The sequence below is a fragment of the Paenibacillus sp. FSL H3-0469 genome, assembly GCF_038051945.1.
Taxonomy (GTDB): domain Bacteria; phylum Bacillota; class Bacilli; order Paenibacillales; family Paenibacillaceae; genus Paenibacillus_AQ.
The window spans coordinates 4037412-4059268 of record NZ_CP150302.1 but is presented as its reverse complement, the minus strand read 5'-3'; the positions used below and the strand labels follow the sequence as shown (position 1 = coordinate 4059268).

The following is a 21857-nucleotide window of genomic DNA, read 5'->3' as shown; positions in this document are numbered from 1 at the left end:
TTCTTTCATGTAAATAGGAAAAATTTTATGGTTTTCATCCGTTTTCATTATAGCACCTCAAAACAGGCCGGAGGCGGGCAAGATTTTACGAACTTGTTAAGTTTTTGTGCGTGATTTCACAATGTAAGCTATCGCATATATTGCAGGATTCCTTTATGCTATATATATTGAAGTCTGTCGAACCAAGGCAGGAATTGTCGCTTATCCGTGCTGAGCATGCCGCTGCCGGATTGTCTCCCGCAAGAAGCGGGTAAAATAGGTTGTAATACATAAGGTAAGGGAGGTTGTTAGCTATAGCTACCCCGGAAGGCACTATTATTTCTTTTGACCAGGTGATTAAGCAATACGACGACGAAGAGGCTGTACTCAAAGGCGTGAGCTTCGAAATTGAACGCGGTAAATTCTACACGCTGCTGGGCCCTTCGGGCTGCGGAAAAACGACCATTCTGCGTCTAATCGCCGGCTTCGCGGAGCCGACTGAAGGTTCGATCTATCTGAACGGCAAAAAAATCAACCACATTCCCGCCAATGAGCGGCAGGTCAATACAGTGTTTCAGGACTATGCGCTGTTTCCGCATCTGAACGTATTCGAGAATGTGGCGTTTGGACTGCGCATCAAGAAGCTGAAGAAGGATGTAATTCAGCAAAAGGTACAGGAAGCGCTGCGCTTCGTCAACCTGGTCGGCTATGATCAGCGGGCCATTAATGAAATGTCCGGCGGGCAGAGACAGCGTGTCGCCATTGCGCGCGCCATTGTCAATGAACCGCAGGTACTGCTGCTGGACGAGCCGTTATCTGCGCTTGATCTGAAGCTGCGTACCGAGATGCAGTATATTCTGCGGGAGATGCAGCAGCGGCTGGGAATCACCTTCATCTTCGTTACCCATGACCAGGAAGAGGCGCTGGCGATGTCCGACTGGATCTTCGTCATGAACGGCGGCAAAATTGAGCAGAGCGGCACGCCTAATGATATCTACGATGAACCGATTAACCGGTTCGTGGCCGACTTCATCGGAGAGTCGAATATCGTGCCGGCTGTGATGATTGAGGACTATGTGGTTGAATTTAACGGACACCGGTTCGAATGTGTCGATGCCGGTCTGAAGCCGAATGAAGCAGTGGAGGTTGTGATCCGCCCTGAGGATCTGGAGATTGCCACCCTGGAAGCGGGCAAGCTGAAGGTGCGTGTGGATTCCCAGCTGTTCCGCGGGGTTCACTACGAAATCAGCTGCTACGACGGCTCAGGCCATGAATGGCTCGTCCATTCCACCCGTAAGGCTGAGGTTGGCTCCGAGATCGGGCTGTATTTTGACCCGGAAGCGATCCATGTTATGCGTTTCGGTGAAACGGAGGAAGAGTTCGACAAGCGTCTGGAGGCTTACGCCGAGGTGGAGAGCCATGATGAGTAAGGGGAAGTCGTATTATCTCATCCCGTACTATCTCTGGATCGCACTGTTTGTCATTGCGCCGGTGCTGCTGGTGGTCTACTATTCCCTGTTCGATCTGGAGGGGAAGCTGACGCTGAATAACTACGTCAATTTCTTCACACCGGTCTATATGAGAATGATGCTGAATTCATTCTGGTACGCTTTTCTGATCACGGTGTTCTCGCTCCTGGTGGCGTATCCGGCCGCTTATCTGCTGACGCGAACGAAGCACAAGCAGCTGTGGCTGCTGCTGATTATTCTGCCGACCTGGATCAACCTGCTGCTCAAAACATATGCTTTCATCGGGATCTTCGGTACCTTCGGCCCGGTCAATAACTTCTTTGATCTGGTGGGTCTGGGCGAGCAGCAGATTCTGTTTACAGGCTTCAGTTTTGTGTTTGTGTCGGTCTATATTTTCATTCCATTCATGATTCTGCCGATCTTCAGTGCTCTGGATGAGATGAATCTATCGCTGGTGGATGCCGCGCGCGATCTGGGCGCATCGGGATGGACAACGTTCCGGCGGGTGGTTTTTCCGCTGACGATCTCGGGTGTACGCTCCGGCTGTATGGCGGTGTTTATTCCGGCGCTGTCGCTGTTCATGATTACGCGTCTGATTGCCGGGAACCGGGTGATTACGCTCGGCACCGCGATTGAGCAGCACTTCCTGGTCACACAGGACTGGGGGATGGGCTCGACCGTTGCGGTGTTCCTGATCGCGATTATGGCGCTGTTCATGATTCTGACCGGCGGCTCGCGGAAGGGGGTGCGCGGATGAAGAACAGACGCAGGGTTAAGAACCAGAACGGCATCGCGAATATCTATCTGGTGCTGGTCTTCCTGGTGCTGTACGCGCCAATCTTCTATCTGATGTACTACTCGTTCAACAGCGGCGGCACCATGCACAAGTTCGAAGGCTTCACGCTGGATTATTACCGTGAAGTGGTTGCGGATACCCGGCTGATGATTATTGTGATTAACACATTGGTCATTGCCCTCCTGTCATCGGCTATTGCGACCATAATAGCGGTGATCGGTGCGCTGGCAATTCATCATGTCCGCAGCCGCCGGGCCAAGAACACGCTGCTCTCGCTGAACAATGTGCTGATTGTCAGCCCGGATGTCATTATCGGAGCCTCCTTCCTGATCCTGTTCACGATTGTCGGGATCAAGCTGGGCTTCACCTCGGTGCTGCTCTCGCATGTGGCGTTCAGCATTCCAATTGCGGTCATTATGATCCTGCCGCATTTGCAGGAGATGAGCCCGACCTTAACGGATGCCGCCCGCGATCTCGGGGCTACGCGCCGGGATGTGCTCACGAAGGTCATTCTGCCGATCATCAAGCCGGGAATCTTCAGCGGCTTCTTCATGGCCCTGACCTATTCCCTGGATGATTTCGCAGTTACTTTCTTCGTCACGGGCAATGGCTATTCCACCCTGTCGGTGGAGATCTATTCCCGCGCCCGGCAAGGGGTCTCGTTGTCGATTAACGCGCTGTCGACGTTGATTTTCCTCTTCACGATTCTGCTGGTCATCGGTTATTATTACCTGAACCAGCGCAAGAGCCGTCCGCCGGTGCAGATTGCCGAGCCGGTGGCCGAAGCGGGGGTGCCTAGATGAAGCAGCTAGTCAATACGTTCCTGGCGATTCTGATCGTTGCCTTCGGACTGATGTTCCTGGCCTCCCGGTTGAATTCAGCCCAGGGCTATTCGGGCGGCAACACGTTGACCATCTATAACTGGGGCGACTATGTGGACCCCGATCTGCTGAAGCAGTTCCAAGAGGAGACTGGAATTACAGTCATCTACCAGACATTCGATTCCAATGAAGCGATGCTGACCAAGGTCGAGCAGGGCGGCACCATCTTCGATGTCGTCATCCCGTCTGACTATGCGATTGCCAAGATGCGGGAAGAGAATCTGCTGCTGCCGCTGGATCACAGCAAGCTGCCGAATCTCGCCAACATCGATTCCAAGTTCATGAATCTGTCCTTCGATCCCGGTAACAAGTATTCGGTTCCTTATTTCTGGGGGACGGTGGGGATCATCTTCAACCCCGACATGACGAAGGGGATTGATTTCAGCAGCTGGGATTCCCTGTGGGACAAGCGGCTGAAGAATAACATTTTCCTCGTGGACGGAGCCCGTGAGGTCATGGGTATGGCGCTGAACAGCCTGCACTACTCCGTCAACGACACGAAGGAGGAACATTTGCAAGAGGCGCTCGCCAAGCTGAACAAGCTGTCTCCGAATGTGAAGGCCATTGTAGGTGACGAGGTCAAAATGCTGCTCGCGAACGAAGAAGCGGCAGTCGGTATTGTCTGGTCCGGCGACGCTTCGGAGATCATGGATGACAACGACAAGCTGGACTTCGTTGTGCCGGAGGAAGGCTCGAACAAATGGTTCGACAACATGGTCATTCCGCGCACCGCAGGCAATGTCGAGGGCGCTCATAAGTTTATCAACTTCATGCTGCGGCCGGAAGTCGCCGCACAGAATGCAGAATACGTCGGTTATTCCACGCCGAACGTGCCTGCGCTGAAGCTGCTGCCGGAGGACATCTCCGGCGACGAACGCTTCTACCCGCCCGCCGAGCTCACCGACCGGCTGGAGGTCTACGACAACCTTGGCAAGCGGATGCTTGCCCACTATAATGAGCTGTTCCTAATGTTTAAGATGAATAAGAAGTAGCCGGCAGGCTGTAGGCCTGCTGAGAATCCCCCGTTTGTGCTTATGCGCAGGCGGGGGTTTTTGGTTACCAGGGGGAGGCGCTGGGGAGGATATTTTGATTGAGGATAAGAACCGGTCTGCTGGGGCTTGTGGAGTAATTAGCCTTGGTGGAGTCGAGTTATAGTACAGCGGAAGCGGGAAACAGATGGATTTTATCCACTTGCTGATAAGTATTAAAGGGTTCTGGCCGAGAGAGTTGGAAAAACAGCACTTAAATTTCCTCAGATCGCTCCATAGCGGCAAAACCAAGAGTAGTAGATGCTGTTTTTCCACTTGCTTCCGGTTATTCCACAGGAAGCGAGAAATTAAGATGCGATTTTCCAATTATTTGCCGCAGACTAATTAAAATACTCCAGTACGCCGCGCTTCAACTCATATCGTGCGGTTCGTTCCTGATTGCGGGTGGGAACCGGTAGGAGCCAGCCTTTGTCAACTAGACTATGCAACGTCCGGACGGCGGTCCTGTAATCGATGGAGAAATGCTGCTTCACATCCTGCGGACGGATGGGCCGGGCCAGATGAACAGTTAGCCTGATTACCTCCTGCTCTATGAGCTGTACACGCGATACTGGGTTTGCCGCAGGCTGATACCTGCCCAGCACCATCCTCAGCAAAGTCATGCAAAGCTCGGGACGCTGTTCAACATCATCGTACGCGAATGAAATTACATGATAGCCCATAGCATACAGGAAGGTTTCGCGGTTCAGCTCGCCGCAGTATTTGTTGCGGTCCATATCTCGGACATGCGAAGCATAGCCTTTGATTTCGATCAGCAGCTTCACGTACCCTGGTAACCAGGCGAAGTCGGCAAAATAAGATCGTCCCCGCCAGTCCATCACCTCATACTCCGGGTGAAGTCCGGTAAAATGTCCCCGCAAAGGCCACCATACATTCATCAGGAACAGCACCTCGGCATGCCGATGCCCCCTTTCCAAGCGTGCTCTTCGTTCCCCCTCAGGTCTGCTGTTCAAGTGTCCGCTGATAAACTGTTCATGCGCTTCTTCAAAAGTCATGCTCCTCATCCTCTCCGGAAAATAGAAAACGCCCCGGCTTCCCCACAAAGGGCAACCGGGACGTTCTTCGTCTCGCTGATTTTAAGTATAGGGTAAATTTGGAGGCTTGACTAGATATGGAGCGAGCAAAATGTCACTTCACAGCGGTCCGCATCCGGTAGCTAACCGGTACCTGTAAGGTCCGGCCTTGAAAGAATGCTTCTACCTCTGCCGAGAATTCGGCAATGTCCTGCTCAAGTGAGGCCGGGCTGAGCTTCAGGAGGGACTGGACGCCGCCCTGGCTGAGGGCTAGTCCAACATAGCGCCCTGCATCGCATGATTCTGTGTTATGAAAAACAATCTCGCGCGCATACGTAAACCTTCCGCTGGTTTTGATCCGGCCCAGATGTCCTTCCTTGTCCCATTTGCTGGCCTGATCAGTGTCCGGCTGAAGCTCTGTAAGCAAGGCATCTGAAGCTGCGATCAGCCGGTTGTACCGGGCTTCGATGGCAGGCTGCAGCAGCAGAGGCCAGTCACAGTCATAAGCTGCGAAGACTCCGCCGGGCCGCAGACAACGGGCGATCTCCTCAAGGGTGCTGGCCGGGTCCATCCAGTGGAACGACTGCGAGCAGGTGATGATGTCCACACTCTCTGTATCAAAAGGAAGCTGGTTAGAGTAGCCCTGCACAAAAGACAGGTTATCCGCTCCGCTGCCGAGCAGACGGAGCTTCTCCTGTGCCTTGCTGAGCATATCCGGGTTAGGTTCCACTCCGGTTACCGCATCAGCGGCATCCTTCCACAGAAAGGTGGACAGGCCGGTGCCGCAGCCAATATCTGCAACATGGGCAGGACGGCGGCCCAGATAACTGGTGAGCAGTTCAATAACCATAGGCGGGGCTTCCGGCCGATAACGGTCGTAGTCATTTTGGTATCCTAGAAAACGGTCGATATTAGCCTTGCTGTTGCCTGAAGGAATCATGGGGAATAGCCTCCTGTGCAAGAAAAGTGGAATTGCAGCTTGAACACCGGGTGTATCAATACCCGTACAACCGTATTCGTGCTACCGCAGCAGCGCCGGATCAACTGCAGGCACAAGCCCCTCGGCAGCGGCCCGGGTCAATAGTGCAGAGATGGCTGCGTAGCCGTCCTCGCCCAGGTTCATTGTGAATTCGTTGACGTAGAGATCAATATGCGATTTGGCCACTTCCGGCGACAGCTCCTGGGCGTGGCTTAACACGTATTCCTGGCAGTCCAGAGGATGGTCCCAGGCATACTGGAGTGAACTGCGAATCCAGCCGGTAATGGCCTCATGGTCCAGATCACGGCGGGCAATAATCGCACCAAGCGGAATGGGCAGGCCGGTATCGCTCTCCCACCAGCTGCCGAGGTCAGTCAGCAGGTTGAGATTGTAAGACGGGTAAGTGAAACGGGCTTCGTGGATGACGAGTCCTGCATCGATCTCTCCCTTTTGCACGGCGGGCATGATCTCATCAAAAGGCATAACGATGATCTCGGCCGGACCGTCCTGCACCTGCTGCGCTACCCATAGCCGGAACAGCAGGTATGCCGTAGAGCGTTCGCTCGGTACAGCAATTCTGCGGCCGGACAGCTCGCGTGGATGCTTGATGGCGCCTGCGCCTTTGCGGGTCAGTACGAGCGGTCCGCAGCCCCGTCCCAGTGCACCGCCGCAAGGGAGTAGCTTGTATTTGTCCAGCACCCAGGGGAGTGCGGCGTAGGAGATTTTGAGTACCTCCGGCCCGGCGCCGTCTGCCGCAAGCCCATTAGTGATATCAATATCGGCAAACATTACATCCAGCTTGGGTGCCCCGGGAATCAGGTCATGCGCCCAGGCATGAAAGACAAAGGTATCGTTCGGACAAGGGGAATAAGCAATATGAAGCTCTTGAGTCATTACAGCACCTCCCGTAAAATAGCCGCCGCCGCTGCCAGAGCGTCCAGCGCTTCATTTATCTTCCACGCGGCCCGGTCGCGCGGGCCGACCGGGTTCGAGATCGCGCGCAGCTCCAGCGCTGCGATCCCCAGCGCTTGGGCGGCCACGGCAACCCCGTGGCCTTCCATCGCTTCCGCCGCCGCCTCCGGATGGCGCGCGGCCAGAGCCGCGGCCGTCCCGGCGGTGCCGGTCGCGGTCGACACGGTAAGCACGGTGCCCGTGCTTACCGTGAGGCCGGCCGCTGCGAGCGCGGCCGCAAGGGCCTGCACCGTGCCGCTGGGCGCAGGCACGGACACGCTGCCGAAGCCGAGCTCGGCAGCGCTGCGGAAGCCCTCCGGCGTCTCTGCGCCGAGGGCCGCGTCAAGCATCTCGCTGGCGACGACCAGCGAGCCTACGGGTGCCCGGCCCGGGAAGCCGCCGCCGATCCCGGCGCTGACGACGTAGCCGTACGAGCCGGCTGCCAGGGCGGCAGCGGTGCCCGCCGCTGCTGCTGCGGTGCCGGCGCCCGCCGCGATGACGTCGAAGCGGCCGCTGCCGGCAAGGCCGCGCAGGACCGCCTCGCGCTCAGCCGCGACTGCCGTCACGATCAGCACGCGCGGCGCGGCGGCCCCGGAATGATGATGATCCTTCGATTCCATAATCAGCCTCCTTCTATAGAAATAGTTTCATTCCTCAGTTCATACTCACCTTTTGAAAGTCTACGCCGTTTTAGAGAACAGGTCAAATATGCAGGAGACATTCTGAAAGGAGCTTAAGGCAGATCTGATGGCAGAGGTGCGTCCTGTCCCGGTGAGGCAGTGTTCTGGTTGCCGGACTGAAAAATCTTGATTCTATGTTGAAAAAAATGTGTTGTGTGCACAAAGGATTGATCTTTAATGAAAGGAAAAGTATAACTATTACATATTAAATAATAAAGTGGAAACAAGAGATTTTATTGGGTATTTTGAGGAATTATGTAAGTTGCAAGAAGAGATATAACAGGATATTTATCCTATTATATAAAACAATCAACTGAAGGGAGAAAATGAAAATGCAAAACAAAACAGAAATGCAGGAAATCAACAAAATCGTTATGAAAGAAGTGCAGCTGGATGCTTGTGAAGTTATGGAGGAAGCAATGACTCCAAGCTTCGGCTTTGGATGTCCTAACGGCTGGTTTGGTGCATACTGCCATTAATTATTAGGATTCCACAATTTATTTTCAGAACGTCTTCTCCCAGAGCGGGCGTTCTGAAAATGAAAATAGGAGGAGAATATGAAGGCGCATATTATTGAGGGGACAAATACAAACGTGCTGTACTTTCCGAACTCATATAAGTTTTTTAAGATTGATGGCCTGACTGCAAACATCATTGGCGATATTTGGAAAGAAATGACTAAAGAGGAAATCGTAAAAAAGTATAATATAGCGGATAAGGACTATTACGATCTTTACCAGATCGTTAACAATAATACGAATAGCCTGACAGAGCTTCAAGCAGATCCAGATGGACTTTACAAATTAGTATTGAATATAACTAATGAATGCAATTTAAACTGCGTCTACTGCTACGCCAACGGCGGGACATATCATTCAGATAAGGGGATTATGCAAGAAGCCGTGCTGGAACAGGCGCTTAACATATTCTTTGAAAGATATAATAATATTGGAGTAATTCAGCTGTTTGGCGGCGAACCTAGCCTTAATCTTAATGCTATAGCTTACGTAGGAGAATATATTGAACAGAAGCTGCAGCGAAAAGAAATGGATACTAAGCCCGTTCTTTGTATGACTACAAATGGGATGTGCTCCAGTGAAAAATTTATTGCTTTAATCAATAAGTACAACATAAAACTTACCGTAAGTATAGATGGACCCCGCGAGATCACTAATCAGACCCGGCTGGCGAACACAGGTGCCGGGGTAGCAGATATTCTGGAAGACAACATTTTGAAGCTGCGCGCTCGGACCGGACAACCCCAAAGTGCAGAGGTTACCTTTACACAACTTCATGTAGAGCAGGGCATTGAGGTTAGAGAAGTGGTCAAGTATATTGGCGAAAGGCTTGGGATCACAGATGTTCATGTCAGCCCGGTTAGCGCAGAAGATGGAATGGAATATAAATTGAAGGATCGGGATTCTTTTCTTAAAGCGATTCCGGAGGTGATTAGAGAAAAAGAGAACGGATACATGCTCGTTAATAGAATACTAGGCAATTTGAGAACCAGAAGAACGGATAGGCATATTTGCCAAGCAGGCACTTCTATTTACTCGGTTTCTTCAAATGGAGATATCTACCCTTGTTTCATGCTTACAGATGTTGAGGAACACAAGCTCGGAAATGTTAATTCTGTAGATCGTGAATTCTGGAGCGGTCTTGACTCTCTGTCGAATGCATTCCGCCGTTTTGACAAGCTGAAGAATGAGCAATGCAAGGATTGTTTTAACAATACGATGTGCAATGGGTGTATGGGAATTAATCATTTTGGCACCGGCGATATATTCACAACTCCTGAAGAGGAATGCAATTTCCTCAAGGGATTGACCGAACAAGTGCTGCTTGCGCTTTGTGAAGAAGATGAGTGAGCGGGGTGCATAACGTGATAAAGCCTATAATAGCTTCCGATTTGGAAGCTTATTTGCTGTTTGAGAATAAAAACAGGGAAAACATATACTGCATAGGCAGCCTTGCGTATGACCGTTACATAGAGGCCCAGGAGGCCAATAAAGATGCTATTATGCAGGCGGCGAGTTATTTTGACGGGAAGAATTCTTTGTCAGAGGTTGATGCTCTTCTCCAGAAAGAACACAATCTGAAACTTGATGTCCATAGACTCTATACTTTATTTGAGCATGCAGGTCTGATCACTAATGCGGAAATCGAATATGACAGTTCTAACGAACTTGAAAAACACGGCATACAAATTACCGCACTAAGCTTAAGCCGTTTTCAAGCGATGTTCAGCATTTTAGCGAAATGGAGCCATGCATTATTGCTGTGCGGGGTTGTACTAGGGATAGCAGCCATTCCCTTATTGCCTGGGGTTTTTAAAGCATTGTTATTTGTGAATATTTATAAAATTGTGGATTCCTCAATGATTAGCCTAATTATTTCTTTAGCAGTAACCACCGTAAGCGTTTTGCTTCATGAGATCTCCCATGCTGTGGTAGCCAAAAAGTATGGGCTCATTCCCAAGCAAATGAAAATAACATTGTATCTATATATTAATCCTATGGCCTATATCATAACTAATGGAATCTACACATTAGAACGCAAAAAAAGAGCCTTTATCTGGGTGGCCGGGATACTTTGCAACTTTATGATTTTTTCCGCGGGTGCAATAGGTCAATGGTTCTCGACAGGAACACTTCACAGTTTGTTTTTGGTTATCTGCTATTCAAATCTGGGTCTGATAGTGACTAACCTGATTCCTTTCTTGCCGCTGGATGGATACTTTCTGCTTACAACTATTTTGAAATTTCCTAATTTAAGAAAAAAGTCCTTTTCAGGAATTAAGGGACTGTTAACCAACAAGTCATTAAAAGTTAAGGGCGTCTATCTTATGTACTATGCAATATCGATGTCGGTTCTTATCTATATTATTATTACACCGGTTATTCAAGTGTATCATAACTTTCTGATAGGGTACTCGAGTCGGCATTACTGGCTGGACGGACTTGTTGAAATCAAAATGTATCTAATTCTAATCTTAATTATCGTTTTTTCGAGAATAAGTGTTAAAATAAAGGATAAAAGGAAAAATATATACCCGTAAGAGTCTGCGAGTCCGGCAAAATAGCCGAATAATGATGATTAGAGAAATGATAAGGATGTGGTTAATTGGAACATATACTTATTGTTGAGGATGAGAAAGAGATAAATAGTCTGCTTCGCCAGTTTTTGACGGAACACGGCTATTTGACTACTTCAGCTTACAATGGGTTAGAGGCTTTGCAGTTCATTCAAAGGGGCTGTTATGATTTAGTCCTCCTAGACCTGATGCTGCCCTATAAGAGCGGCGATCAGTTGCTAAATGAATTGCGGGAATATTCTGCAGTTCCGGTGATCATAATCTCAGCCAAGGACACGATCCAAACCAAGATTGAGCTCCTGCGGATTGGCGCGGATGATTATATCACCAAACCTTTTGATCTTGATGAGACCCTTGCACGAATAGAAAGTAATCTAAGGCGTAATCGAATGAACCAGGATTCTGTAGGCACCAGAAGTTTAGCTTATCAGGACATCCAACTCAATGAGATGAATCATATTGTAGAGGTTGCGGGTCATGAGCTTGCGCTTACGGCCAAAGAATACGGTATTCTTGAACTGCTTATGAGGCATCCAGAGAAAATATATTCTAAATCCAATTTATTTCAGAGTATCTGGAATGAAGAGTACATGAGTGAAGATAACACGCTGAATGTTCATATTAGCAATATACGCAATAAGCTGAAGGCAGTAAGTCCGGATAAACATTACATAGAAACGGTTTGGGGAATAGGATACCGCTTGTATAAACTTGACTAGCCCAAGATCGGATAAAGTATATAAGCTCGTTTTGAGGATACCGTTTGCTTATGGCGCAAGCGGCTCTTCCTGTTGTGTGCAAAGCCCTGCAGGAACATAAACTTTATAAATTCTTTAAAAGTGGCCCAGGCAGAATTAAGAATTTCTTTAAGGTTACCGCTTAATGTAGTCAGTAAGGTTATGTAATTCAGCGTAACTGTAGATAAGGAGCGTGGCAGACATGAGTGACATCATCCTTATGACCAAAAATCTCACCAAGAAATATAATCATACTTTGGCCTTGGATAATATTAATCTAACCATTGAAAGGGGAAAGATTTACGGCTTCATCGGGCAGAATGGCGCGGGAAAAACAACGCTGATCCGTCTTATTGTAGGGTTGTCCTTTCCTACGAGCGGTGAGCTGCACCTGTTCGGTAAGACAGGGAAGCAGGCCTTGCAGGAACAGCGCAAACGGATCGGCTGTATGGTTGAAACGCCTGCCTTGTATCCTAACATGACTGCGGTGCAGAACCTGGAGGTTCAACGGCTTCAGCGGGGGATACCCGATCCGCAGGTCATCAGAGAGACACTGGAGCTGGTGGGTCTGGAGGATCATCTTACTGGAAGGAAGGCAGTACGTAATTTTTCGCTCGGAATGCGCCAGCGGCTGGGTATTGCGATTGCTTTGCTGCATGATCCCGAGTTGCTTATTCTGGATGAACCTATTAATGGGCTTGACCCGATGGGCATAGCTGAAATGCGGATCTTGCTGAAACGCCTAAATGAGGAACGCGGGACAACGATATTGATATCCAGCCATATTCTCAACGAACTGTATCAGACAGTGTCGCAGTACATCCTCATTAATCAAGGCGCTCTGATTGAGGAATTAACGCAGAGTCAGCTAAATGAGAAATGCAAACGCCATATTGCCCTTCAGACTAATCATGTAGAGAATGCCCTGCATGCTTTAGAGAGCAGGATGAATATCAAAGATTATCAGGTTATGCCTGATGGAACCATTAAGCTATATGATCACTTAGATGACATGGAGGGGATTTCGGCTACTTTAATGAAAGAGGGAGTGCTGATTACAGGAATGGCAATCGCCGGGGATACGCTGGAAGGGTACTTCCTGGAGCGTATTGGAGGAGAGAAGCATGTATTGTCTCATTAAGGCGGAGCTGTATAAGCTGGTGCATGATAAGAGTTTTTTTATCCTGTCTGCTCTGTCTGTAATGCTTGGCAGCTTCCTTATGCTGGATCAGGGGCAGCTTACAGGAAATGATAGTGTATCGGCATCATTGTATAACGCACCTATACTAATGCTGCTCACTTGTGTATTTGGAGCACTCTACCTTGGCAAGGACTTCGCTGACCATACTCTGTACCACATGATTTGCGCAGGACATTCACGTAATCATGTTTTCTTTAGCAAGGCCATCCTGTTTATCGTGGGGTCCAACATCATTTTGTTATTGCAGCCCATTCTTTGTATTGCGTATAACACCGGAAGTCACGGATGGGGTAGTCATCCTTTCGGGTCTGATTTTAGCAAAGTAATTGCCTTATTCTTTACCACAGCAGTATTGAACGCAGCGATGTGCGGAATTTCGCTGCTGACGGCCTTCATCTGTAAAGACATTGGTAAAACCCTATCGATTCCAGCATTGGTTTATTTTCTGAACATCTTTCTGCTTAATGGTCCGAACGCTAAGGCGATTGCGCACTTTATTCCATTGGGGCAGCTGAGATTATTAATTGAGGACTCTTCATCCATAGGTACGGCGTTGCTGGTCGGAATCATTTTTTTGATGTGTTTCTGCTTGGCGGCAGTTAGAATCTTCAATCGGTCAGAATTATATTAAAGGGGAGGATGCCATGAATAATCTAATGCAAATGGAATGGTTCCGCATGAAATACAACCGGTTTTTTATCGGCAGTGCACTGCTTAGTATCCTTTACGGGCTTCTTGCCAGCAAGAGCTATATTGCTGATCTGACAACACATAAAGATGCTATAGGCATATTTTATGCAATGGTTTACGATTCAACGGTCTGGCTGGTGTTATTCTCTGCAATTGTGGCTTTGCTGATGGGCCAGGACTTTTCGAACCGCACGATTCATCTGGAGGTCGTAGCGGGTCATTCGCGAATGGCAATATTCTTCAGTAAATGTCTTATCTACTTGGCTGTATTCAATCTTTTGATGCTGCTGGGGCCGGTAGTGGGGAGCATAAGAATGTCCTTTCAATTGGGCTGGGGGAACTCCTGGAATCATGATATTTTGTATATCCTAAGAGTAATTCTGTTGTCGGTGCTACTGAATAGTGCAGTGTTCTCAGTCTGTATCTTTCTTGCTTTTTTATTCAAGGACTCTGCCAAAACAGTATCTGTATCAATGGTTGTTCTTTTTATCAGTGCAATGTGCATTGCCTATGCAGGGCCGCTGGGCTGGTATGAAGTTGTGCCGTGGCTGCGGTTGCTGCCTATGAATCAGATCAGAGTCTCCTTAGCCTTCTCTCTCTCTACGGTTCAGGTGTCGGAGATCATACTTTCAGGAGGATTATTTCTGCTGCTGTTCATAGCGCTCTCATTTCTGCGGTTCAATACGTCTGAACTTAAATAAGGATGGAAAGAGGCGCTACAATTAATGATATATATCGCTGTTCTGCTCTCGGTAATCTTTGGAGTAATTATGTTCCGCCTCTTTTCACTAAAAAGGCAAATTCGCAATATTACAAAACAGATGGTTGAATTGTCTTTGGGAACGGTTGAAAAGAAACTGAGTATATCTTTGATCGATAAGGATTTGAACTCACTTACTGCAGAGATCAATAAGAATCTGACGAAGCAGCGTGAGCTCCGCATTCAGATGATACGCAGCGGCAATCATTTGAAAGAATCCATAGCCAACATCTCCCATGATCTGCGCACACCCTTAACATCAATGATTGGCTATCTTCAATTGCTGAGCAAAGGGGCAGTGAATCCAGAGCAACGTGAACAAATAGGAATAGTCTTCCGCAAAGCTGCTCATCTGCAGACTTTAATCAAATTATTTTATGAACTGGCTGTACTTGATTCTGAAGAGATTGAGCCGGAATTCAAGAATGTAAATTACTCGAATGCCATTATGGATAGCGTGGTGGAGAATGCTGCTATGTTCGAGGTACGGAGCCTGCATCCTGAAATTATCCTCCCGGAAGATACCGTATTTGTCTGGGCAGATGAGGATATGCTGCGGCGTATTTTGCAGAACCTGCTGGATAACGCAGCTAAGTATGCCACAGGTGATATCAAGATTACCCTGATGAAGGGCAGCGTAACAGAATTAATAATAACCAATAGGATCTCAAGCCCGAATGAAGTGAATGTGGAAAGACTGTTCGACCGCTTCTATACATCGGATATATCCCGAAATGCAGGGAGCACCGGACTGGGATTGGCAATTGTCAAAATTCTAATTGATAAATTAAACGGAACGATCAGTGCTGAATTGCTGGAAGATCACCTGCAGATCACAATTGTGTTGTGAATAGCACGGAAAACATGTATGGAGATGACCAGGATGCTGAAGATAGGAGTATGTGAGGACGAACTCCATGTCCTTAATCAAATTAGCGGTTACATTCAAGAAGCTTTGAACAATCAAATAGAATACAGCATAAAGGAGTACGTTTTTGGAACGACTATATTACAGGACAGGGAAGTTTTTGATCTGTTAATTCTGGATTTGGATATGTCCGGCGTTAACGGTTACGAGTTGGCGCGGGAAATCCGTGAGCTGGATACAGAAGTGAAAATCGTATTTATATCTAGCCACTCAATAAATAAAGATTCTGCGTTCTCCGTTCATGCTTTTGGTTATCTGGTAAAACCGGTGAATCGCGATACCCTTTTCTCTTTGCTCATAGATACCGTTAGGTACACTCCTCCGCACAAGAAAGAGGTGCAGCAGGTTAAATTTTTGTGCAAAGAAGGTGTGCGATCTCTTCAAAGCCAGGAAATACTATACTTTGAGTACATGAACCGCGATATATATTTACAGACCATAAAAGGTAAGCAGTACATAATCCATAAAGAAAAGATATCTAATATTTCAAGAAAGATGAGCCTCTATGACTTTGTAGTTCCACATAAGAGCTTTGTTATCAATTTGAACCATGTCAGTTATGTGAAGGGCTATAATATCTATATTTCGAATGGAGATGTCCTTCCGTTGTCGCAGAGTAACTCTACATCATTTAGAAAGAAGTTCAATTTGTTTCTCCAGAAGCAAATTCAGTGAATAGAACCACTTGACAGACCGCTCCCCATAACGTATAGTTATCTTAACTTAAAGATAATTAACTTAAAGACAAACACAGCCGGGCAGGAGGTGCAGCGAATGAGCAGCAAGAATAAGACAGCAGGAACGGAAGCAGATACTGCGCAGGAGCAAGAGCAGGCAGCATCGCTGAAATTGTTCGTCGTTCTGTCGAAGGCGTATAAGAGCCTGATGGATCAGGCGGTGAAGGATATGAAGAGTCACGGGCTGGCATCGGCGGAGTTCATGGTGCTGGAGGTGCTGTATCATAGAAACCGGATTCCGCTTCAGCAGATCGGCGAGAAGATTCTGGTCACCAGCGGCAGCATCACCTACAATATCGATAAGCTGGAGAAGCGTGGACTGCTGAAGCGCGTTCCTTGCGAGGATGACCGCCGGGTTACGTATGCCGAGATTACAGAGACGGGGCGTGAGCTGTTCGATCATATTTTTCCGCAGCATATTCATTCTATTCATAACCTTATGGGCGGACTGGACAGTGAAGAGAAGGCTCAGGCGACACTGCTGTTGAAGAAGCTGGGCAAGGGCGTATAGAAGTGAGTGCGTCGCAGCCCAGCGGCGGTAAGGTTGTCTGCTTATTAGTACGTTGAACTAATGAGAGAATAATAGCTCAATAAATTTTTTTAGCCAATATCTTAATGTTAAGATAATTAAAACCAAGGGAATGGAGAGTGTTTAAAATGGTTAGTGTAGGTTTATTGTTGATGAGATTGGTAATTGGTGTAGCGTTCATCGGGCATGGTGCACAGAAGCTGTTCGGCTGGTTCGGCGGATATGGGCCTAAGGGAACAGGCGGCTGGATGGAGTCGATGGGGATTAAGCCCGGCGTGCGTATGGCGGTGCTGGCAGGTCTGATGGAGCTGGTCGGAGGCTTGCTGTTCACTCTGGGTCTGCTGACTCCGGTGGCTGCGGTACTGATTGCGGCAACGATGCTCGGTGCCATTGTGAAGGTGCATGCTCCTAACGGATTCTGGTCCACGGCGAACGGGATTGAGTTTCCATTGACGGTGCTGGTAGTCGCTGTAGGTGTAGCGCTGACAGGTGCGGGTTCGATTTCGCTGGACGCAATATTCTTCAACTAAAATTAAAATAAGCGCATCATCATCATAACTATCAGGAGGGTTCACTCATGACTATGCATACTGCAGGGATTCACCATGTTACCGCTTTTGTAGGAGACGCACAGCGTAATGCTGATTTCTATGCCGGAATTCTGGGCCTGCGGCTCGTCAAAAAAACCATCAATTTCGACGCCCCCGAGGTCTATCACCTTTACTTCGGCAATGAGCAGGGTGCACCAGGTACGATCATCACCTTCTTCCCATGGGCTCATGGACGTAAAGGCAGAATCGGCGGCGGCCAGGTCGGTGTGACCACTTATGCTGTACCGGCCGGCTCTTTCGGATTCTGGGAGCAGCGGCTGGCCGCTTACCAGATCCCTGTGACTAAGGTTACCCGGATTGGCGAGTCGTATCTCTCCTTCGCGGATTATGACGGACTGCGGATTGAGCTGGTGGAGCGTGAAGAGGGTGCGCTGAGCACCTGGTCGTTCGGCGGCGTTCCGGTAGAGCATGCGGTAAAAGGCTTCGGAGGTGCTGTCCTCTACAGCACAGCCCCGGAACGCACAGCTGATACACTCTCCCGCACACTTGGGATGGAACGTATTGCTGAAGGGGACGGTTATATCCGGTATAGAGCGACTGGAGACATCGGCAATATTATTGATCTGAAGGCCACACCGGTTCCGCAGGGCGGCGGCGGTACAGGTACGGTTCACCATATTGCGTGGCGGGCCGTAGATGACAACGAGCAGCTGGAGTGGGGCCGCCGGGTTCAGAGTCACGGCTACCAGCCGACTCCGGTGCAGGACCGCCAGTACTTCAATGCCATCTACTTCCGGGAAGAAGGCGGGATTCTGTTCGAGATTGCAACCGATCCTCCAGGCTTTGCCCGTGATGAAGCACCTGAGGCGCTGGGGCAGAAGCTGATGCTTCCGGCGTGGTTTGAGCCGCAGCGTGCGGCGATAGAAGACAATTTAAGTCCGTTTGAAATCCGTGAAATCGAGGTGAAGCAGGTATGATCCATGTATTCAAGCAAGGTACGGACGTAACACAGCCAACGCTGGTTTTATTCCACGGCACAGGCGGCAACGAGCGTGATCTACTGCCGCTGGCCGAGCTGCTGGCACCCGGAGCATCTGTGCTCGGTATCCGCGGCAACGTGCTGGAGAATGGCATGCCGCGATTCTTCCGGCGGCTGGCGGAGGGGATTTTCGATGAGGAGGATCTGATCTTCCGCACCCATGAGGTGAAGCAGTTCCTGGAGGAAGCGGCTGCAAAATATGGCTTCGATGCCGGTAATCTGGTCGCTGTCGGCTATTCCAACGGTGCGAACATCGCGGGCAGCCTGCTCTTCCATTATGGAGCCCTCTTCCGGGCGGCAGTGCTGCTGCACCCGATGGTTCCGCTGCGCGGTCTGACGATTCCTTCGCTGCAGGGGGTTCCGGTCTTTATCGGGGCAGGGACCAACGATCCGATTATCCCCACTCCGGAGACCAAGGAGCTGGAAGCTCTGCTCAGCGGAGCGGGAGCCGATGTTACCTCCCATTGGGGCAATCAGGGACACCGCCTGAGCGCAGCCGAGGCGGAGGCGGCAAGAGATTGGCTGGCCGCTCTTACCAATTAAGTGTAAGTAACAACAGCACCACCCGGAATAGAATAACCGCCTGCGGGCCTGCCGATCACAGATAGTGGATTGGCGGCTACGGCAGGCGGTTTTTTGTTGTTGTGGAGATTGGGCGGGGGTGCGGGGGCACGTAACTCAAATTCGGCACAAACTGGGGTTGCGACTGTTGCATTTCGCGCAGGATACGCGCACAGTACACTTCAACCGAGCAGCAATGTTGCACTTTTTGCAGCAATTTTCTAAATTTGTTACTGGCTATGGCACATTGTTGCATCTTTTGCAGGAATTCCGGCGCTTCGGGGCTAGTTAGGGCTGCGAATGTTGCATTTCAAGCAGGATTTCCACGCAGAGGGCCTCTCATGAGCGACATTGTTGCATATTCTGCAGGATTTGCGAGCAGGTCGCCCCCATCAGACCGCTTCTATCTCCCGGCACTATTGCACTTTGATCCCTCTGCACCAGTTCCCCCTGCTCTTTCCCGCCGAACCATTAATTCATTGAACAATCCGGCGGTAATCGGGTAGTATGGAGAAATATATAAACGGACCTGAACATAAATGGCGCTGCCGTTTTACTAAAGGTTACGTGCAAGAAAGGATGTATCCTGTTCATGATGAAGCAAAATTCGATGACAAGCCTGGCCGAGGGCGGGCCGTCCAGAAGCCTGCGGCTGCAGCTTGCCGTGATTCTGGGAGCCATCGCTACCATTGGCCCGCTGTCGATTGATATGTATCTGCCTGCCTTGCCTGCTCTTGGTCTCTATTTCGATACCAGTCCCGCCATGGTTCAGCTTACTCTGACCTTTTTCCTGCTGGGGCTGGCTTCGGGCCAGCTTGTAGCCGGACCGCTCAGTGATGTGCACGGGCGCCGGATTCCGCTGTTGTTCGGGATGATTATCTATGCGGTGTCCTCGCTGCTCTGCGCGTTCAGCCCGTCCATCGGACTGCTGATTGTGCTGCGCTTCGTCCAGGGCCTGGCCGGATCGGTAGGGGTGGTGATCTCCCGCGCGGCGGTCCGCGATATGTACAGCGGCTCGGAATTAACCAAGTTCTTCTCGCTGCTGATGATTGTCAACGGACTGGGTCCGATTGCAGCTCCGGTCATCGGGGGACAACTGCTGAGAGTGACGGACTGGAAGGGTGTATTTATCGTCTTGTTCGTATGCGGGCTGCTCTTCGCGGCGGTCATTCTTCTGCGGCTGCCGGAGACTCTGCCTAAGGAACGGCGTATACGCAGCGGACTGGCAGGAACCCTGCGTACCTTCCGCACTCTGCTTGGCAATGCCGGCTTCATGGGCTACGCGCTCTCCCAGGGCTTTGTTATGGCAGGCATGTTCGCGTATATCTCGGGATCATCCTTTGTGCTGCAGACCATTTACGGGGTATCCCCGCAAATGTACAGCCTGATCTTCGCCGTGAACGGCTTGGGTATTATTCTGACCGGGCAGATTGCCGGGCGGATGTCGGCCAGAGTGGGTGAGCGTAAGCTGCTGATCTGCGGCCTTCTTCTCTGCACCGCAGGCGGCATCCTGCTGCTGGTCACCCTCCTCGCGGGGGGCGGGCTGGCGCTGATTCTGCCCTGTCTGTTCGCCGTGGTCTCCAGTGTAGGCCTGGTGGGTACGACCAGCTTCTCGCTGGCGATGCAGGATCAGGGGGAGACGGCAGGCAGCGCCTCAGCGCTCCTGGGTCTGCTTCCTTTGCTGCTGGGGAGCTGCGCGGCTCCGCTGGTCGGACTTGGCGGCAGCGGCTCGGCCCTGCCGATGGCGCTGGTCATCGCGGGAGCGGGTCTCCTGTCGGTTCTGTCCTATCTGCTGCTGTGCAGAAGAGAGGTCCAGCCTTGAGCCGCAAGGATTTCGCTACCCTGCTGCTGCTTGCTTTTGCCTGGGGAGCCTCCTTCCTGTTCATGCGGATTGCCTCGCCGGAGCTGGGTCCGGTCTTCACGACAGAGCTGCGCGTTACGATTGCCGGAGCTGCTCTGCTGCTCTATGCGCTGCTGACCCGGCGCAGGCTGGATCTCCTGAAGCACTGGAAGTCTTTCCTGCTGCTCGGTGCGATTAACGCGGCGTTTCCGTTCACGCTGATCTGTATGGCTGAGCTGCACTTAAGCGCCTCGCTGGCGGCAATTCTGAATGCTACAACCCCGATGTTCGCAGCACTGGCGGCATGGGGGACCCGGAAGGAGAAGCCGGGGGCGGCCAAATCGGCCGGACTGATAATAGGCCTTGTAGGTGTGGGTGTGCTGGTTGGCTGGAGTCCGCTCCCGCTGACCAGTACGGTTCTTTTATCCGTAGGTTATTCGCTTGGAGCTGCGCTCTGCTATGCGTTCGGAGGCTTATACGCGTCACGTGTAGGCTCCGGTCTCACTCCGCTGGCGCTTGCTGCGGGACAGCAGCTGGGCGCAAGTGTGGTGCTGCTGCCGCTGGCGGTGATTTTTGCCCCGGATCATCTCCCTTCTTCCGCCGCTGTATATTCTGTCCTCGGCCTGTCGCTGATCTGCACCTCGGTGGCGTATTTGCTGTATTTCCGGCTGATTGCCAGTGTCGGCCCGGTCAAGACCGTCAGCGTTACCTTCCTCGTGCCTGTATTTGGCCTGTTGTGGGGCGTAATCTTCCTGCAGGAGCAGGTTTATGCCAACACCATCGCCGGGCTGGTCATCATCCTGCTGAGCGTTATGCTGGTGAACCGGAGGGTGCGCAAGGAGTAAAGAACGGCTATTCAGCAAACTTTCAGCGCATTTTAACGTTCCTTGTAGAGAAAAGGGATATATTGAAGAGGTGAGAGGAGGGACCGCCCATGAATGTCTCATCCGTAGCCGCTTCAGCATCCGTATCTTATACTTCCTCCAGCGCCAGTGATACCACTGCACTTGAGAAGCAGAAGGCGAAGCTGGAAGCTGAGCTTGAGAAGGTAAGCGCAAGCCAGGACAACGAGCAAGCCAAAGAAACACAAACCAAGCAGCTGGAACAGCAGATCAAGCAGATCGAAGCGCAAATTGCCCAGAAGTCACAGGCTGCGGGCAACTCTGCTGCTGCCAACAACGCTGCTGCGTCTCCGGACAAGCCTTCCGGTAACAATAATAAGCTGACAGCGGCATCCGTTCAGGAGATTGCTAACGCAACCACCGACAGCTCTGGGAGATTCGACATTAGAGTATAACCTTGAGCGAGAACAGCTTGCCTATGAAGAGAGCCGCCATTGCCGTGGTGACAGGCTCTCCATTACGGAATGACAACCCTTGGCATGATGATAAAA

24 protein-coding genes are annotated in these 21857 nt (G+C 50.5%); 20 read left to right on the top strand and 4 right to left on the bottom strand.

The features are described from left to right. Positions 1-284: 284 nt before the first annotated feature. From NSS83_RS17755 to NSS83_RS17740, 4 genes are read left to right on the top strand one after another with little or no spacing between them, the layout of a single operon-like run. Positions 285-1409 (top strand): ABC transporter ATP-binding protein, encoded by a 1125-nt coding sequence (locus tag NSS83_RS17755; protein WP_341183485.1) that lies wholly within the window; start codon positions 285-287, stop codon positions 1407-1409. Further along, positions 1399-2205: an ABC transporter permease gene (locus NSS83_RS17750; RefSeq protein ID WP_036692036.1), complete on the top strand. Its 807-nt coding sequence runs from the start codon at positions 1399-1401 to the stop codon at positions 2203-2205. The genes NSS83_RS17755 and NSS83_RS17750 overlap by 11 nt, the downstream gene beginning before the upstream one ends. Beyond that, positions 2202-3047 carry an ABC transporter permease gene (locus NSS83_RS17745; protein ID WP_341183486.1) on the top strand — a complete coding sequence of 282 codons (846 nt, stop codon included), beginning with the start codon at positions 2202-2204 and terminating at the stop codon, positions 3045-3047. The genes NSS83_RS17750 and NSS83_RS17745 overlap by 4 nt, the downstream gene beginning before the upstream one ends. Then, positions 3044-4117, top strand: a complete 1074-nt coding sequence (locus tag NSS83_RS17740) for an ABC transporter substrate-binding protein (RefSeq protein WP_341183487.1) — start codon at positions 3044-3046, stop codon at positions 4115-4117. Before NSS83_RS17745 ends, NSS83_RS17740 begins: the two co-directional genes overlap by 4 nt. Positions 4118-4494: 377 nt before the next feature. Here the strand turns inward: NSS83_RS17740 and NSS83_RS17735 are convergent, their stop codons facing one another. The 4 genes from NSS83_RS17735 to NSS83_RS17720 form a co-directional block, all read right to left on the bottom strand. Then, a complete protein-coding gene (locus NSS83_RS17735; protein WP_341183488.1) occupies positions 4495-5169 on the bottom strand; it encodes a hypothetical protein in 675 nt (224 codons plus the stop codon). A gap of 133 nt (positions 5170-5302) precedes the next feature. Continuing rightward, the gene (locus NSS83_RS17730; protein ID WP_341183489.1) at positions 5303-6127 is read right to left on the bottom strand and encodes a class I SAM-dependent methyltransferase; all 825 of its coding nucleotides are present in this window, start codon (positions 6125-6127) and stop codon (positions 5303-5305) included. A gap of 81 nt (positions 6128-6208) precedes the next feature. Further along, positions 6209-7060 carry a 1,4-dihydroxy-6-naphthoate synthase gene (locus tag NSS83_RS17725; protein ID WP_341183490.1) on the bottom strand — a complete coding sequence of 284 codons (852 nt, stop codon included), beginning with the start codon at positions 7058-7060 and terminating at the stop codon, positions 6209-6211. Continuing rightward, positions 7060-7737, bottom strand: a complete 678-nt coding sequence (locus tag NSS83_RS17720) for a futalosine hydrolase (RefSeq protein ID WP_341346162.1) — start codon at positions 7735-7737, stop codon at positions 7060-7062. The genes NSS83_RS17725 and NSS83_RS17720 overlap by 1 nt, the downstream gene beginning before the upstream one ends. Positions 7738-8129: 392 nt before the next feature. Here NSS83_RS17720 and NSS83_RS17715 point away from each other — a divergent pair, with 392 nt between their 5' ends. From NSS83_RS17715 to NSS83_RS17640, 16 genes are all read left to right on the top strand, one after another. Further along, the gene (locus NSS83_RS17715; protein WP_341183492.1) at positions 8130-8276 is read left to right on the top strand and encodes a hypothetical protein; all 147 of its coding nucleotides are present in this window, start codon (positions 8130-8132) and stop codon (positions 8274-8276) included. Positions 8277-8354: 78 nt separating this feature from the next. Next, positions 8355-9665 carry a radical SAM protein gene (locus tag NSS83_RS17710; protein WP_341183493.1) on the top strand — a complete coding sequence of 437 codons (1311 nt, stop codon included), beginning with the start codon at positions 8355-8357 and terminating at the stop codon, positions 9663-9665. Positions 9666-9679: 14 nt separating this feature from the next. Further along, the gene (locus NSS83_RS17705) at positions 9680-10855 is read left to right on the top strand and encodes a hypothetical protein (RefSeq protein ID WP_341346161.1); all 1176 of its coding nucleotides are present in this window, start codon (positions 9680-9682) and stop codon (positions 10853-10855) included. Between the two features lie 65 nt (positions 10856-10920). Next, positions 10921-11610, top strand: coding sequence for a response regulator transcription factor (locus tag NSS83_RS17700; protein WP_341183495.1), 690 nt, complete (start codon positions 10921-10923; stop codon positions 11608-11610). Between the two features lie 220 nt (positions 11611-11830). Then, positions 11831-12769 (top strand): ATP-binding cassette domain-containing protein, encoded by a 939-nt coding sequence (locus NSS83_RS17695; protein ID WP_341346160.1) that lies wholly within the window; start codon positions 11831-11833, stop codon positions 12767-12769. After that, positions 12753-13460: a hypothetical protein gene (locus NSS83_RS17690; RefSeq protein ID WP_341183497.1), complete on the top strand. Its 708-nt coding sequence runs from the start codon at positions 12753-12755 to the stop codon at positions 13458-13460. Before NSS83_RS17695 ends, NSS83_RS17690 begins: the two co-directional genes overlap by 17 nt. A 13-nt stretch (positions 13461-13473) precedes the next feature. After that, a complete protein-coding gene (locus NSS83_RS17685; protein ID WP_341346159.1) occupies positions 13474-14220 on the top strand; it encodes an ABC transporter permease in 747 nt (248 codons plus the stop codon). A gap of 69 nt (positions 14221-14289) precedes the next feature. Continuing rightward, a complete protein-coding gene (locus NSS83_RS17680; RefSeq protein ID WP_341346158.1) occupies positions 14290-15129 on the top strand; it encodes a HAMP domain-containing sensor histidine kinase in 840 nt (279 codons plus the stop codon). A gap of 33 nt (positions 15130-15162) precedes the next feature. Further along, positions 15163-15882: a LytTR family DNA-binding domain-containing protein gene (locus NSS83_RS17675; protein ID WP_341183499.1), complete on the top strand. Its 720-nt coding sequence runs from the start codon at positions 15163-15165 to the stop codon at positions 15880-15882. Between the two features lie 99 nt (positions 15883-15981). Continuing rightward, positions 15982-16455 carry a MarR family transcriptional regulator gene (locus tag NSS83_RS17670; RefSeq protein WP_341183500.1) on the top strand — a complete coding sequence of 158 codons (474 nt, stop codon included), beginning with the start codon at positions 15982-15984 and terminating at the stop codon, positions 16453-16455. A 146-nt stretch (positions 16456-16601) separates the two neighbouring features. Continuing rightward, entirely contained in the window at positions 16602-17003 is a 402-nt protein-coding gene (locus NSS83_RS17665; protein ID WP_341346157.1) for a DoxX family protein, read from the top strand. A gap of 47 nt (positions 17004-17050) precedes the next feature. Next, positions 17051-18001, top strand: a complete 951-nt coding sequence (locus NSS83_RS17660) for a ring-cleaving dioxygenase (protein WP_341183502.1) — start codon at positions 17051-17053, stop codon at positions 17999-18001. Continuing rightward, positions 17998-18606, top strand: a complete 609-nt coding sequence (locus tag NSS83_RS17655; protein ID WP_341183503.1) for an alpha/beta hydrolase — start codon at positions 17998-18000, stop codon at positions 18604-18606. The genes NSS83_RS17660 and NSS83_RS17655 overlap by 4 nt, the downstream gene beginning before the upstream one ends. A 613-nt stretch (positions 18607-19219) precedes the next feature. Continuing rightward, complete coding sequence (locus tag NSS83_RS17650; RefSeq protein WP_341185184.1) at positions 19220-20446, top strand: multidrug effflux MFS transporter; 1227 nt, start codon at positions 19220-19222, stop codon at positions 20444-20446. Next, positions 20443-21309: a DMT family transporter gene (locus tag NSS83_RS17645; RefSeq protein ID WP_341346156.1), complete on the top strand. Its 867-nt coding sequence runs from the start codon at positions 20443-20445 to the stop codon at positions 21307-21309. The genes NSS83_RS17650 and NSS83_RS17645 overlap by 4 nt, the downstream gene beginning before the upstream one ends. Before the next feature lie 89 nt (positions 21310-21398). Then, positions 21399-21761 carry a FlxA-like family protein gene (locus NSS83_RS17640; protein ID WP_341346155.1) on the top strand — a complete coding sequence of 121 codons (363 nt, stop codon included), beginning with the start codon at positions 21399-21401 and terminating at the stop codon, positions 21759-21761. The last annotated feature ends 96 nt before the right edge of the window (positions 21762-21857 follow it).

Bases quoted from the DNA above. Each gene is read 5' to 3' on its own strand.
- NSS83_RS17750 (WP_036692036.1), top strand. From the start codon at position 1,399: ATGATGAGTAAGGGGAAGTCGTATTATCTCATCCCGTACTATCTCTGG.
- NSS83_RS17745 (WP_341183486.1), top strand. From the start codon at position 2,202: ATGAAGAACAGACGCAGGGTTAAGAACCAGAACGGCATCGCGAATATC.
- NSS83_RS17740 (WP_341183487.1), top strand. From the start codon at position 3,044: ATGAAGCAGCTAGTCAATACGTTCCTGGCGATTCTGATCGTTGCCTTC.
- NSS83_RS17735 (WP_341183488.1), bottom strand. From the start codon at position 5,169: ATGACTTTTGAAGAAGCGCATGAACAGTTTATCAGCGGACACTTGAAC.
- NSS83_RS17730 (WP_341183489.1), bottom strand. From the start codon at position 6,127: ATGATTCCTTCAGGCAACAGCAAGGCTAATATCGACCGTTTTCTAGGA.
- NSS83_RS17725 (WP_341183490.1), bottom strand. From the start codon at position 7,060: ATGACTCAAGAGCTTCATATTGCTTATTCCCCTTGTCCGAACGATACC.
- NSS83_RS17720 (WP_341346162.1), bottom strand. From the start codon at position 7,737: ATGGAATCGAAGGATCATCATCATTCCGGGGCCGCCGCGCCGCGCGTG.
- NSS83_RS17715 (WP_341183492.1), top strand. From the start codon at position 8,130: ATGCAAAACAAAACAGAAATGCAGGAAATCAACAAAATCGTTATGAAA.
- NSS83_RS17710 (WP_341183493.1), top strand. From the start codon at position 8,355: ATGAAGGCGCATATTATTGAGGGGACAAATACAAACGTGCTGTACTTT.
- NSS83_RS17695 (WP_341346160.1), top strand. From the start codon at position 11,831: ATGAGTGACATCATCCTTATGACCAAAAATCTCACCAAGAAATATAAT.
- NSS83_RS17690 (WP_341183497.1), top strand. From the start codon at position 12,753: ATGTATTGTCTCATTAAGGCGGAGCTGTATAAGCTGGTGCATGATAAG.
- NSS83_RS17685 (WP_341346159.1), top strand. From the start codon at position 13,474: ATGAATAATCTAATGCAAATGGAATGGTTCCGCATGAAATACAACCGG.
- NSS83_RS17680 (WP_341346158.1), top strand. From the start codon at position 14,290: ATGTTCCGCCTCTTTTCACTAAAAAGGCAAATTCGCAATATTACAAAA.
- NSS83_RS17675 (WP_341183499.1), top strand. From the start codon at position 15,163: ATGCTGAAGATAGGAGTATGTGAGGACGAACTCCATGTCCTTAATCAA.
- NSS83_RS17670 (WP_341183500.1), top strand. From the start codon at position 15,982: ATGAGCAGCAAGAATAAGACAGCAGGAACGGAAGCAGATACTGCGCAG.
- NSS83_RS17665 (WP_341346157.1), top strand. From the start codon at position 16,602: ATGGTTAGTGTAGGTTTATTGTTGATGAGATTGGTAATTGGTGTAGCG.
- NSS83_RS17660 (WP_341183502.1), top strand. From the start codon at position 17,051: ATGACTATGCATACTGCAGGGATTCACCATGTTACCGCTTTTGTAGGA.
- NSS83_RS17655 (WP_341183503.1), top strand. From the start codon at position 17,998: ATGATCCATGTATTCAAGCAAGGTACGGACGTAACACAGCCAACGCTG.
- NSS83_RS17650 (WP_341185184.1), top strand. From the start codon at position 19,220: ATGAAGCAAAATTCGATGACAAGCCTGGCCGAGGGCGGGCCGTCCAGA.
- NSS83_RS17640 (WP_341346155.1), top strand. From the start codon at position 21,399: ATGAATGTCTCATCCGTAGCCGCTTCAGCATCCGTATCTTATACTTCC.